At 73.2% G+C, this 12,943-nt stretch carries 9 protein-coding genes; 4 read left to right on the forward strand and 5 right to left on the reverse strand.

All coding sequences use genetic code 11. The annotated features are described in order from the left end of the window. Window positions 1-42: 42 nt before the first annotated feature. The gene (locus ACT54X_RS23440; RefSeq protein WP_476348898.1) at window positions 43-1,413 is read right to left on the reverse strand and encodes a glycosyltransferase family protein; all 1,371 of its coding nucleotides are present in this window, start codon (window positions 1,411-1,413) and stop codon (window positions 43-45) included. A gap of 125 nt (window positions 1,414-1,538) precedes the next feature. On the opposite strand from ACT54X_RS23440, the gene ACT54X_RS23445 reads away from it, so the two are divergent. From ACT54X_RS23445 to ACT54X_RS23460, 4 genes are read left to right on the forward strand one after another with little or no spacing between them, the layout of a single operon-like run. Then, window positions 1,539-2,453 carry a glycosyltransferase family 32 protein gene (locus tag ACT54X_RS23445; RefSeq protein ID WP_294368846.1) on the forward strand — a complete coding sequence of 305 codons (915 nt, stop codon included), beginning with the start codon at window positions 1,539-1,541 and terminating at the stop codon, window positions 2,451-2,453. Then, window positions 2,450-3,625, forward strand: a complete 1,176-nt coding sequence (locus ACT54X_RS23450) for a glycosyltransferase family 4 protein (RefSeq protein ID WP_294368847.1) — start codon at window positions 2,450-2,452, stop codon at window positions 3,623-3,625. The genes ACT54X_RS23445 and ACT54X_RS23450 overlap by 4 nt, the downstream gene beginning before the upstream one ends. Next, the gene (locus ACT54X_RS23455) at window positions 3,622-6,186 is read left to right on the forward strand and encodes a glycosyltransferase (protein WP_476348901.1); all 2,565 of its coding nucleotides are present in this window, start codon (window positions 3,622-3,624) and stop codon (window positions 6,184-6,186) included. Before ACT54X_RS23450 ends, ACT54X_RS23455 begins: the two co-directional genes overlap by 4 nt. Further along, window positions 6,183-7,880 (forward strand): hypothetical protein, encoded by a 1,698-nt coding sequence (locus tag ACT54X_RS23460; RefSeq protein WP_476348903.1) that lies wholly within the window; start codon window positions 6,183-6,185, stop codon window positions 7,878-7,880. Before ACT54X_RS23455 ends, ACT54X_RS23460 begins: the two co-directional genes overlap by 4 nt. Here ACT54X_RS23460 and ACT54X_RS23465 read toward each other — a convergent pair. The 4 genes from ACT54X_RS23465 to ACT54X_RS23480 form a co-directional block, all read right to left on the reverse strand. Next, window positions 7,868-9,217 (reverse strand): amidohydrolase family protein, encoded by a 1,350-nt coding sequence (locus ACT54X_RS23465; protein WP_476348905.1) that lies wholly within the window; start codon window positions 9,215-9,217, stop codon window positions 7,868-7,870. The genes ACT54X_RS23460 and ACT54X_RS23465 overlap by 13 nt on opposite strands. A 148-nt stretch (window positions 9,218-9,365) precedes the next feature. Further along, window positions 9,366-10,547: an MFS transporter gene (locus ACT54X_RS23470; RefSeq protein WP_294368859.1), complete on the reverse strand. Its 1,182-nt coding sequence runs from the start codon at window positions 10,545-10,547 to the stop codon at window positions 9,366-9,368. Then, the gene (locus tag ACT54X_RS23475) at window positions 10,544-11,917 is read right to left on the reverse strand and encodes a DNA recombination protein RmuC (RefSeq protein ID WP_476348907.1); all 1,374 of its coding nucleotides are present in this window, start codon (window positions 11,915-11,917) and stop codon (window positions 10,544-10,546) included. Before ACT54X_RS23475 ends, ACT54X_RS23470 begins: the two co-directional genes overlap by 4 nt. An 8-nt stretch (window positions 11,918-11,925) precedes the next feature. Continuing rightward, window positions 11,926-12,921 (reverse strand): 2-hydroxyacid dehydrogenase, encoded by a 996-nt coding sequence (locus ACT54X_RS23480; protein WP_294368864.1) that lies wholly within the window; start codon window positions 12,919-12,921, stop codon window positions 11,926-11,928. Window positions 12,922-12,943 lie beyond the last annotated feature (22 nt).

A 12,943-nucleotide genomic window follows, 5' to 3' on the forward strand; every position in this document is an offset into this window, starting at 1 on the left:
GCGCCCTGATCGTGCTGCGCGGAAGGCGGCAGGTCGATGGTCTCACCGCCCCGCCACCAGCCCCCGGAGAACACGCCGCGCCCGGCGCAGCGCACGCCGGGGCAGGCTGGCTGGCGGCGGCGGCACCACGGCCGGCGCCGCCGCTTCCACGGGGGCAGCCGAATCGGCCGGAGCCGGGGCCGGCGCGGGTTCGACCCGCGCTTCGCAGCGGGCCAGCGCTTCCAGCAGCGCGTCGGCCACCGCCGCCGGTTCGATGGCGTGCCGGATGTGCTGGGCCGCCATGGCACCGCGCCGCGCCGCCTCGGCGGGGTTGGCCGCCACGGCCCGCAGCGCGGCGACGGCCGCGGCGATGTCCGGCTCGGCCCAGTGCTGGTCGGGGGTGTAGCTGCCATTGGCCTCGCCGGGCTGCACGGGCACCCGCCGGCTCTCGACGAAATAGGCCGCATCCGGCCGCAGGAAGGCCGTGGGCCCGCCCCAGCCGGTGATGATCACCGGCCGCCCGGCCTGCGCCGCCTCGAAGGCGCCCAGACCCCAGCCTTCGGCCCGGCACAGCGAGACGAAGCAGTCACCCAGTTCGTGCAGGGCATGCAGCTCGCCGTCGGGCAGTTCGTCGGTGATCAGGCAGATGGGCGGCGGCAGGCGGCCATGGCGCAGCACGGCGCGGCCCACCATGGCCTCGAACTGGGGCAGCACCGGCACGCTTTCGCCCTCGTGGCCCGGATCGCGGCGCACCCGCTCCAGGTCGTGCGCGGTGGTCTTGATGACCAGCGCGACCGGGTCGTCATGGCGGAAGGCCTCGGCGAAGGCCTCGACCAGCGGCCCGATGGACTTGCGCTCCAGCCAGGTCGACACCGTGTAGAAGATGCGCCGGCCCTGCAGCGGCGGCAGGCGCTGGAGGAGCCGCTCCCGGTCCGCCGCCGTTGCGGCGCGCGCGGGCCGGGGCAGGTGCGGCACCACCCAGATCGGGATCGTCACGCCACTGTCGCGGAACACCTGGCGGTTCCACCCGGTCGGCACGATCACGGCGTCGAGCCGGTTGATGAGCGCGGGCCAGTGGCGCGGCAGCCGGTCGGTCTCCCATACCGTGTGGCCGACCACGCAGCGGGTGCCGCGGGCGCGCTCGCGGGCGATGAAGTGCGGGTAGTACTCGGGCACGAAGTGCACGATGGCGATGTCGCACTCGCGCGCGTCGTCGCGCAGGGGCCAGAGGTCCTGGGGCCCGGCCTCCGGCGAGGCGGCCGGCGCATAGCCCAGGCCCAGCGCGCCACCAGGCAGCATGGGTTCCCACGCGATGGCGGTGCCCGCGTCCCGCAGCGCGCGCACCAGCGCCGCGGCCGCGACGGCATAGCCGCTGGTATCGCCAAGGCCGATGTAGCGCAGCGCCCGGCGGGGCGTGGGAGGACTGGGGCTCATTGCAAAAAACCGTCGTGTATATTTGACGAAACATAACAAATCGACTCAGGGGCTCCCCAAGCGGCAGCTGGGTGGTGCGCCCCGAGTGCATGGCCGCCTGCCGCCCTTTCGCGACCGCAGCCACCTTGACCGCCACTTCGCCTCCCGCGCCGGCGCGCCCCGCGCGCATCCCCAACACCTACCACTTCGTCTTCGGCCTGCGGCCGCAGACCGAGCCCTTCCACCTGCTGCACTACCTGTGCCTGGCCTCGTGCCTGCAGGTCAACCGGCCGGACCGCGTGGTGGTGCACCTGCACAACCAGCCGCACGGGCCGCTGTGGGAGCGCATCCGCCCGCGCATCGAGGTGCAGCAGATTCCCGAGCACGAGCTGCGCATCGACCTGGACTACCAGGACGACTACATCCGGCGCTTCGCCTACGCGCATGTGTCCGACTTCATCCGCCTGCGCGTACTGCATGAGCAGGGCGGCATCTATGCGGACATGGACACCCTGTTCGTGGCGCCGCCGCCGGCCGCCCTGTTCGACGAATCCTGCGTGATGGGCCGTGAGCGCGTCGACGTGGGCGCGCCCTCCTCGCCCGAGGGCTCGCTGTGCAATGCGCTGATCATGGCCGAGCCCGGCTCGCCCTTCGTGCGGACCTGGATCGAGCGCATGCCGGGCGCCTTCGACGGCAGCTGGAGCAACCACTCCACCTTCCTGCCGTACCGGCTCAGCCGCGAGTTCCCGGAATGGATCCGCGTCGAGCCGGAAAGCCGCTTCTTCTCGCTCGACTGGACGCGCGACGGCATCGCCGGCCTGTTCGAGCAGGACCGCACGCTGCCGCCGGACGCCACCAGCCTGCACCTGTGGGCGCACCTCTGGTGGGATGTGGACCGGCGCGACATGTCCGACTTCGACCACACGCAGCTCACGCCCGAGTACGTGGCGCAGGCGCGCACCACCTACGCCCGCCTGGCACGGCCGCACCTGCCGCCCGGCCTCGCGCCGTCGGCCCTGGGCCAGTGGTTGCGCCGGCTGTGGGGGTCGAGGGCCTCGTGAGCGACGCGCAGGTCCCGCGCAGCCGGGCCATCCTGCTGACCCATGTGCTGCCCGACCCGCAGGGCGTGGGCCTGATGCGCCGGGGATGGCGCTGGGCCTGCGAGCTGGCGGCCACGCATGCACTCGACATCGTGCTGGTGACCCGCCATGCCGAGACGCCCGTGCCGCGCACGCCGCTGCCCGGCCGGCTGCATGTGGTGCACTGCACCGGCCCCGCCCTGGCGCCGCGCGCGCTGGCGGACTGGTTCGAGCCGGACGCGGGCGCCGCCGCGGCGCTGGCTGCCCTGCCCGGCCCGGCGCCGGGGCGCGTGCTCGTCTTCCGCTTCTACATGCACGACCTGGCGGCCCATCTGCCTGCCGCGTGGCGCGCCGTCGCCGAGATGGACTGCGACGACTGGGAGTCGGCCACGCGCCGCAGCCTGGCCGGCCTGGCCCTGCGCCACGGGCGCTGGCGTGCCGCGGCGCAGGGTCTGCTGCAGGCGCGGCGCTATGCCCAGCTGGAGCGGCAACTGCTGCCCGCCTACCGCACCGTCCACCTCTCGGCCTTCGAGGACGCCGCCCGTGTGGCCCGCCTGCCGGGCATGCGCGAGGTGCGCGCCAGCCCCAACCGGCTGGTGCCCGATCCGGGGCCCGACCTGCCACCACCGCCGAAGGACGGGCGCACGCTGCTCTTCGTGGGCGCGCTGTTCTATCCGCCGAACGAGGATGCGCTGCTGTGGTTCGCCCGCGCCGTGCTGCCCCGCCTGCGCCGAAGGGTGCCCGATGTGCAGGTCGTCGCGGCCGGCCGGGCCGAGGCGTCGCTGCGACAGCAGCTGGCAGCGCACGGCATCGCCTATGCGCACGAGCCCGCCGACCTGCGACCGCTCTACGCCCAGGCCACGGCCGTCATCGCCCCGGTGCGCGGCGGCGGCGGCACCAAGCTCAAGGTGCTGGAGGCCTGGCAGTACGGACGGCCCGTGGTGGCCACCTCGCATGCCGCCCGCGGGCTGGCGGTCGAGCCCGGCCGCCACCTGCTCGTGGCCGACCGCGCGGACCGCTTTGCACGGCACTGCGCCGCCCTGCTGAACGATCCGGTGCTGGCCGAGCGCCTCGCGCGCGAGGCCGGGCGCCTGCTGCATGCCGAGTACTGCCTCGCGTCGCCTTCCTCCCTCTCCTGCCCTGCGCCCGAATGACGCAGCAAGCCGCCTTGCCCGACACCCGCCCGACCGCGGCCCGACCGCCCCTGCTCATCCTCTCGGTCGCCACCGGCTACGGCGGTGCCGAGCGCAACATCGAGACCCTGCTGCCCTTGCTCCTGGCCGAACGGCCGGTGACGGTCTTCGCCTGCAACCCGCTGCACCTGCAGCGGCTGCGGCACCTGGCGCATCCCGCGCTGGAGATCCACGCGGTGGACGCCGGCCGCGAAGACTTCGCCGACGGCGCCGCCAGGCTGCTTGTGCAGCGCTTCCTGGCGCTGCGGCACTCGGCCATCCTGAGCAACACGATGGACTCGCTGCGCATCCTGGCGCGGGCCGGCGGCTGGCTGCCCGGGCTGGACGTCATCGCCTGCGTCGCCGTGCACGACTTCCTGTGGTTCGACCATGCGCAGCTGCTGCCCCAGGTGCCCCGGGCCACGCTGCTGGTGCCCGACCGCGCGGTGCTCGAAAAACCCGACTACCTCGCCCGCCATGTCTGGCCGCACGGCCCCATGCGGGCGCTGGTCATGCCCAACCCGGTCGACATTCCGCCGGTGCCCGCGACCGCACTGGCGGCCGACGCGCCCTTCCTGCACCTGGCCACGGTCAACCCCTTCAAGGGCCATGCCCTGCTGGTGCAGGCCGCCGCACTGCTGGGGCCGCGCTGCCCGGACCTGCGCATCGCATCGGTGGGCCACCGGCCCATCCCCGAGCTGTACCGCGAACTGCAGGCACAGATGGCCGAGGCCGGCGCCGCGCCCACCCTGGCCCTGCACGACCATGTGGACGATCCGTCGACGCTGCTGCGCGGGGCGCGGGCCGTGCTCGTCACCTCGGTCTCGGCCCATGGCGGACCGGAGACCTTCGGCCGCTCGATCATCGAGGCCTGGGCCCTGGGCCGGCCCGTCATCGCCTTCGCCTGCGGCGCGCCGGCGCAGCTGATCCGGCACGAGGTCGATGGCCTGCTCGTCGACGAAGGCGACGTGACGGGCCTGGCCGCCGCCATCGAGCGACTGCACCGTGACACCGCCCTGGCCGACCGGCTGGGGCAGGCCGGGCGCGATCGGGCCCGGCGCGACTTCGCCACGCCCCGGGTGCTGGCCCAGCTCACGGCCGTGCTGGACGGCGCCTGGTGCCCCCGCCCCCACGCGCCCCCGGCCGGTGCCGGCCGGCCCGGCCCGGGGCTGCTGTTCGACGTCTCCGTCAGCCTCGAAAAGGGCTGGCACTCGCCCGTGGGCATCTCGCGGGTGGAGCACCACACCGGCGATCTGCTGGCCGCGCAGCCCGTGCCCGTTCAGCTGGTGCGTCGCGGAGCCGACGACGGCGGCTATCGGCGGCTCACCGGACAGGAGCTGGAGTTCCTGGCCAACACGCCCGACGGCATCGGCCGGCTGGCTGCCGCCGAACTGGCCAACACGCCATTGCCGCCGCCGCGCGTGCCGCAGTCGGTGGGGCGCAGCCTGCGCGCGCTGGGCGCTTTCCAGGGCGGCAGGGCGCGCCTGCGCCGGCTGGCGGACAGCCGCCTCGGCCGCTGGCTGCATGGCCGTGCACTGGCCAATGTGCGCATCGCCCCCATCAGCGCGGGACCCTACGGGCCCGGCCCGGGCGATGTGCTGCTGAGCGTCTCCAACCCCTGGGACTATGTGAGCGTCCCGATCTTCCAGGCGCTGCGCGCGCGCGGCGTGCGTGTGGTGCTGGCCGTGCACGACCTGATGGTGTGGGAGACGCCGCAGTGGACCGCCGGCCGCGATCCGCGCCAATACACGGCCGACATGCTCGGCGTCATCGCCGAGGCGGACCAGCTGGTGGCCGTCTCGCGCCACACGGCGCGCCAGGTACAACGCGCGATGGCGGAGGCGGGCCGCGCCGCGCCGCCCCTGCGCGTGGCAGCCCCCGCCGGCCTGGACACCGGCCCCGCGCGGCCGGGCGCGCCACCGCCGGGCCTGGACCTGGACCGGCCCTTCGTCCTGTACTGCTCGACCCTCGAGATCCGCAAGAACCACATCCTGCTGCTGCATGTGTGGGAGCAGTTGCGGCAGCGGCTGCCGGCCGGGCGCCTGCCGATGCTGGTGCTCGCCGGCCGCTGGGGCTGGGGCGTGGACGCCGCCCGGCTGGCGGTGGAACGCAACTGGCGGCTGGTGCCCGATGTGCGGGTGGTGGAATCGCCGCGGGACGAGCATCTGCAGTGGCTGTACCGGCATGCCCGCTTCGCCGTCTTCCCGTCCTTCACCGAAGGCTTCGGCCTGCCGGTGGCCGAGAGCCTGGCGGCGGGCACGCCGGTGGTGCTGTCGGACCATCCGGCCATCGTGGAAGCCTCGGCCGGCCTGATGCCCGCGCTCGACCCGGACGACGGGCCCGCCTGGCGCCGCGAGATCGAGCGCCTGTGCATGGACGATGCCTACCTGGCCCAGCTGCGCGGCCGGGCCCGCGCGTACCGCGCCGCGCCGGCGGACGGCCTGCCGCGCGCCCTGCTCGACGCCACCGGCCTGATGCCGGGCCGGCGCGCCGAGGTCGCGGAACGGTCAGGCCCCCAGGAAGCACCGGTGCTGTGGCCATGAACACCTCATCGGCCGATCGGAACGAAGCCCACCGGCCGGGCGATACGCAGGAGGCAGCACGGCCCGCCCAGGCCCTGCGCGCGGCCCTGCAGCATCTGCAAAGCCGCCTGCAGGCGCAGGAAGCGCAACTCGACCTGCACCGCCGCGAACTCGACGCGCGGGCGGCCGAACTGGCCGAACGCCACGCCGCGCTGACCGACCGGCAGGCCGAGGTGGCCCGTCTGAACGAGGAACTGGCCCGACGGGACGCAGAGATTGCGGGGCTGCGCCATGCCGCCGCACTGGCGGCCGCCCGGCAGCCCTTCGCCCGCCGTGTGCTGCGCCGGCTGGCGCGCGACCTTCGCCGACTGCTGCGCCACGCGGTCCCGGCCCCGGCGGCGGTCGCTCCTGCCGCTGCGCCGGCCGCCACGCCAGCGGAGTCGCCTCCACCGCCCACCGAACAGGCCGCGCCGGCGCCCGTGCAGGACTACCGCACCCGCATGCGGGCGTTGCGCGCCTCGGGGCAGCTCGCGGCCGTGCGCACGGTGAGGCTCGTCGCCCCGGCCCTGTGGCAGGACATCGCCTCGGCCGTGGCGGGCCTGCTGGAGGCCCTGTCGCTGCAGTGCACGGTGCACGCCGCCATGCCGGCCGATTTCACCGACGACCTGTACCTGGTGCTGGACCCGCGCGCCTTCACGGTGCTGCCGCCGGCCGACCGGCGCATCCTGTGGCAGGTGCCGGACGAGCAAGGCGTGGCCGGCGACGCCGACCCGCTGCAGGCCCGGCTGCAGGAGTCGCTCGCGGTGTTCGAGGCCGTGCAGCCGCGCATTGCCAGGCTGCTGGCCGACGGGCTGGTGCAGCACCAGATCTTCCATGTGCCGCTGCCACCGGCCGACGCGGCCCCGGCCGCGCTGGACGACCGCACGCCCTTCGGCCTGCCGCACCTGCTGGCCCGGGCACTGCATGGCTGTGGCGTGCTGGACGACGCCGCCTTCGAGGCCGCCACCGCCAGCACCCGCCTGGACGGCGAGGCCGTGGTGCTCTGCCTGCCCGAGGCGCCGGAGCGCTTCGCCCATGCGCGCGAAAGCCTGCGCCACGGCGCCGTGCTCTTTCCGGGACTTCGCCATGTGGACGGCTGGAAGGGCACGGCGCTCAGCTACCGCGACCTGGCGCGCCGCACGCTGCAGGCCGGGCGCGACAGGCTGCTGGTGTGGGAGGACGACGCCCGGCTGCCGACGGACTTCGACACCCGTCTGCCCGCGCTGCTGGCACAGCTGGATGCGCACCCCGAGCGCTGGGACCTGTTCTCGGGCCTGCTCACCGACCTCTCGCCCCAGGCGCGGGTGCTGGACGTGCAGCCCTACGGCAGCGACCTGCTCATCCGGCTCGACTCGGTGATCGGCATGGTCTTCGGCCTCTACGGCCCGCGGGCCCTGCGAGCCCTGGCCGACTACCGCTTCGAGGGCGAGGACGTGATGAAGAACACCATCGACCGCTACCTCGAAGCGCTGGGCCTGCGCTGCTGCACGCTGTTTCCGCCCCTGGTCGGGCACGACGACCACCTGGCCTCCACGCTGTGGGCACCCAACGGCGTGCGCTTTGCCAGCAATGCCTCCATGAACGCCATGATCGACCGCAGCCAGGTGCGGCTGCTGTCGAAGGTGGCGGACTTCCTGGACGGCGGCCATGCGCCGCAGGAACCTCAGCGCCAGTAGTCGCGCCCCTGCGCGCCCCAGAGCGCGCGCGATGCCGCCTCGGCCTCGGCGCAGACGGTGTCCATGTCCACTTTGGTGGGCAGGCCGTCCTCCACCAGCAGCTCGCCCTGCACCGCCACATGGCGCACGTCCCGGCCCTGGCCGCAGTGCACCAGGGCGCCCAGCGGATTCACGTGCGGCCGCAGGTGCGGGCGGCGGCCGTCGACGACCACGAAGTCGGCCGACTTGCCCACGGCCAGGCTGCCGATCTCGGCCTCCAGGCCCAGCGCCCGGGCACCGCCCATCGTGGCCATGTCGAAGACATGGTGCGGCTGCCAGCCGTCGTCGACGCCGCCTTCCTGCACCCGGGCCGTGGCCAGCGCCCAGCGCATCAGCTCGACCATGTCGCCATGCTGCGTGTCGGTGGCCAGCGCCATGTTCACGCCCGCGCGCTGGAGCATGGGGGTGGGCGCCAGCCGGCCCGAGGCGGCGTTGCACTTGGGGATGTGCACCGCATGCGCGCCGGCCTCGGCCATGCGGGCGGCATCGGCCTCGCTCACGTAGATGCAGTGCCCGCCCATCAGCCGCTCGTTGAGCAGGCCGGTGTCGGCCAGCACCTCGGTGGAGCTGCGGCCGGTGCGCGCGCGCACGCGCTCGACCTCCACCTTGCTCTGGCCCAGGTGGGTGCTGACGCGCAGCCCGCGTGCGGCGGCGGCCTCGCCCACCTCGCGCAGGAAGGCGTCGGAGCAGGTGTCCACCGCATGCGCCGCCAGATTCACATGCACGCGCGGATGGTTCTGCCAGCGCGCATGCAGCGCCAGCCCGGCGCCCAGTGTGGCCTCGCCGATGGCGGCGCTGTGGTGCCAGTCGCCATGGGCCACGCGCGCGAAGTCCACATCGTGGATGCGCCAGCTCGGCGCCAGGCGAAGGCCCAGTTCGGCCATCGCCTCGGTGCAGATGTCGGCATGCACGAAGTTGTCGCCCACCAGGGTGGAGCCGGCCAGCAGCGCCTCCAGCGCGCCCAGACGGGCCAGGGCGCGGGCCTGCGCCTCGTCGACCTGCGTGCCCTTGGGAATGCCCGGCGTGTACGAAGGCGCAAAGCCCAGGTCGGCCGCCACGCCGCGCACCATGCTGAGGATGCTGTGGGTGTGGACGTTCACGAAGCCGGGCGTCACGAAATGGTCGGTCAGCTGCAGCGTGCGGTCGGCGGTGTACTGCGCGGGGGGCTGGGCATCCAGCCAGGCGATGCGGCCATCGCGCACGCCAAGGGCGGCGCCGCGGATCTCGGGGCGGGCGGGGTCGGCCGTCAGCGCGATGGCATCGAGCAGCAGCAGGTCGAAGTGGAGGGGTTCGGTCATGGGCACTTTCGGGCCGGTTTGGTGCACCGGCGGGAGGGATGCCGAAGCGCAAGCAATCGACGTGCCATTTTGTATCCAATCCATGTCCAGTTTGTGGACACTCAGGCCGCGGCGGCCCAGCTCTTCCCCTTGCCGGCCGCGCTGGCGCTCAGCCGCGGTGGTCGTCGGGCGCCTGCAGCCCCCGCACGGCCGGCGTGCCCACCGCCATCACCGCGCCCACCACCCAGAACACGCCGGCCACGCCGATCAGCGCGCCCAGCGAGCCGAAGAGCAGCGGCATCACCACGCTCGACGCATTGATGGTCATGAGCCGCAGCCCCAGCGCCTCACCCTGGCGGTGATGCGGCGTGATCTGGTGCAGCATGCTCATCACCATGGGCTGCACGGCGCCGAGCGCGAAGCCCAGCAGCACGGAGCAGGCCCCCATCGCCCACGGATCGCGCAGCAGCGGATAGAGCGCGAACACGGCCAGCACCACCAGGTTGGAGGTCAGGATCACCTGCCGCTCGGTGGCCCGGGCGGCCAGCACCGGCAGCAGCATGCGCACCAGCGCCGCCGCAATGGCAAAGCCGCCCAGCAGCGTGCCGATGACCGAGGCGCCCAGCCCCCGTTCGTGGCCCAGCAGCGGCAGCACGAAGGCATGCACGTCCCAGCTGCAGGACTGCATCCAGTTGACGAACAGCAGGCGCCGGAACATGGGCTCGCGCAGCAGGTCCCAGGCGCGGGTGCCGGGCGCATGCACGGCGGGCGCGGCCGAAGGCGCTTCCCGCGTGGGCCGCACCAGCATCCAGCACGCCAGCGGCAGCGTCGCCAGGAAAGCGAAGCAGATCGCGTAGGCCCGCGCATCGCCGGCCGTGCTGCCGGCATGGTCGATCAGCAGGCCGGCCGCGAAGGGTCCGAAGAAGTTGGCACCGGCCGGCGCGATGGCCAGCCAGCTGAACACCTGCCGCAATTGCGCCGTGCCCTGCGCCGCCCGGCCCACATGCCGTTGCAGCGCGATCACCGTGGCGCCGGTGGCACCGCCGGTGAGCAGGGCCGACACGCACATGGCCGGAAAGGCAGGCCACAGCAGCGGCAGCAGCGCGCCGACGAAGGCGGCGGTCACCGCCATCGCCATCGGCCGCTTCAGGCCATGCCGGTCCACGTAGCGGCCGGCCGGCAAGGCCAGGAAGACCTGCGTCAGCGCGAACAGGGCGATCAGCACGCCCACCGACGCCGCGCCGTGCCCTTGCTGCAGCGCCAGCAGCGGCGCCGCCAGCCGGATGCCGGCCATGGTGGCGTGCAGGCAGACCTGCGCCGCGATCAATCGCGCGAGTTCGGCGCCGCTCACGGCGCGCCGCCCTCCTCGGACTCTTCTGCGTCGGCCGCCGCCTCGGCCACCGTGGGCAGCAACTGCTGCGCCTGGGCATCGGGCAGGGCCTCGACGCTGCGCAGCTTGCGCGTCAGCACATTGGTGCGGGTCTGCGTCTGGTCCAGCGTGTTGAGCACGGTCTGCGTCTGGCGCTTGACCTTGTCCAGCACCTCGCCGAACTTCATGAACTCGGTCTTCACGGCGCCCAGCACCTGCCAGACCTCGCTGCTGCGCTTTTCGAGCGCCAGGGTGCGAAAGCCCATCTGCAGCGAATTGAGCATGGCCAGCAGCGTCGTGGGGCCCGCCAGCGTCACACGGTGGTCGCGCTGCAGCGCTTCCATCAGGCCCGGCCGGCGCAGCACCTCGGCATACAGGCCCTCGGTGGGCAGGAAGAGGATGGCGAAGTCGGTGGTGTGCGGCGGGCACACGTACTTCTCGTGGATGCCGCGCGCCTCCAGGCGGATGCGCGTCTCCAGCGCCTTGGCCGCCACCTCCACCGCCAGGGCGTCGGCGCGCTGCTGGGCGTCGAGCAGGCGCTCGTAGTCCTCGTTGGGAAACTTCGCGTCGATGGGCAGCCACACCGGCGTGCCGTCGGCGCTTCGGCCCGGCAGTCGGATGGCGAAGTCCACCACCTGGCGCGACTCCGGATGGGTGGCGACCTGGGCCGCGTACTGCTCGGGCGCCAGCACCTGCTCCAGCAGCGCGGCCAGTTGGGCCTCGCCGAACATGCCGCGGGTCTTGACGTTGGTCAGCAGGTGCTTGAGGTCGCCCACGCCCTGGGCCAGCGTCTGCATCTCGCCCAGGCCCTTGTAGACCTGCTCCAGCCGCTCGGCCACCTGGCGGAAGCTCTCGCCCAGTCGCGCTTCGAGGGTGCTCTGCAGCTTTTCGTCCACCGTCTGGCGCATCTCTTCCAGCTTGGCGCTGTTGCTGGCCTGCAGCTGGGCGAGTTGCGTCTCCATGGTCGTGCGCACCTCGGCGATGCGGCGGGCATTGGATTCGCTCAGGCCCTGCAGCTGGCTGGTGAGCGTCTCGGCCAGCGACTGGCGGAGCGTGCCGATCTGCTGCGCGAAGGCGTCGAGCTGCGCGTTCTGCGTCCGCGTGGCCTCGGCGCCCTGGGCCAGCAGGGTCTGCTGGAAGGTAGCCAGCGCGGCGGCGCTTTCCTGGCGGCCGGCGCGGGCGTTGTCGGCGATCTCGCGGCGCAGTGCGCGTTCGTTGCGCTCCAGCAGCGCCTGGATCGGGGCCGCCAGTTGCCCTACGTCGGGCTCGGCGGGCCGGCGCAGCAGCAGCACGGCCAGCAGTAGGAGGTTCAGCAGCCCAAGACCCAGCAGCAGCCAGTCCTGCAGCGTCATCGCCTCCGTCATTGACCGCGCACCCGGCCCAGCACCTGCGGATTGACGGGTGTGCGCGGCTGGCCGGTGGTGAGGAAGGCGATCAGGTTGTCCACGGCCAGATCGGCCATGGCACGGCGGGTGGCGGTCGTGGAACTGGCGATGTGGGGCGTGAGCACCACGTTGGGCACGGCGAGCAGGTCGGGGTGCACCTTGGGCTCGCCCTCGAACACGTCGAGGCCGGCGGCGGCGATGCGCCGGTCCTTCAGCGCCTGGGCCAGGGCCGCGTCGTCCACGATGCCGCCGCGGGCGATGTTGACCAGCGTGGCCGTCGGCTTCATCTGCGCCAGCTCGGCCGCGCCGATGCTGTGGTGGTTGGCGGGCGTGTAGGGCAGCACCAGCACCAGGTGGTCGGCGGTGCGCAGCAGCTCGTCCTTGGCGACATACGTCGCCTTGCATTCGGCCTCCAGCTCGGGCGAGAGGCGTGATCGGTTGTGGTAGACCACCTTCATGCCGAAGCCGTGCGCGCCCCGCCGGGCAATGCCCTGCCCGATGCGGCCCATGCCCAGGATGCCCAGCGTGCTGCCGTGCACCTCAGCCCCGGCGAACATGTCGAAGGACCACTTGGTCCATTGGCCGGCGCGCAGGAAATGCTCGCTCTCGGTGATGCGGCGCGCCGTGGCCATCAGCAGCGCGAAGCCGAAGTCGGCCGTGGTTTCGGTCAGCACGTCGGGTGCATTGGTGCCCAGCACGCCGCGGGCCGTCATGGCGTCGACGTCGAAGTTGTTGAAGCCCACCGCCATGTTGGCGCAGATGCGCAGCTGCGGGCAGGCGTCGAGCACCTCGGCGTCGATGCGCTCGCTGCCGGTGGTGAAGACGCCGACCTTGCCCTGCAGGCGGCGGATCAGCTCGGCCTTGGACCAGAGATCGTCGGCGGGATTGGCTTCGACCTCGAAATGCTCGGCGAGCCGCGCCACGGCTTCGGGAAAGACGGCGCGGGCGACGAGGACGGCGGGCTTGCTCATGGATGTTTCCGTTTTTCGAAAG

Source organism: Pseudacidovorax sp. DMC4 (assembly GCF_056314265.1).

Coding starts and splice junctions, on each gene's coding strand:
- ACT54X_RS23440 (WP_476348898.1), bottom strand. CDS start 1,413: ATGAGCCCCAGTCCTCCCACGCCCCGCCGGGCGCTGCGCTACATCGGC.
- ACT54X_RS23455 (WP_476348901.1), top strand. CDS start 3,622: ATGACGCAGCAAGCCGCCTTGCCCGACACCCGCCCGACCGCGGCCCGA.
- ACT54X_RS23480 (WP_294368864.1), bottom strand. CDS start 12,921: ATGAGCAAGCCCGCCGTCCTCGTCGCCCGCGCCGTCTTTCCCGAAGCC.
- ACT54X_RS23475 (WP_476348907.1), bottom strand. CDS start 11,917: ATGACGCTGCAGGACTGGCTGCTGCTGGGTCTTGGGCTGCTGAACCTC.
- ACT54X_RS23465 (WP_476348905.1), bottom strand. CDS start 9,217: ATGACCGAACCCCTCCACTTCGACCTGCTGCTGCTCGATGCCATCGCG.
- ACT54X_RS23460 (WP_476348903.1), top strand. CDS start 6,183: ATGAACACCTCATCGGCCGATCGGAACGAAGCCCACCGGCCGGGCGAT.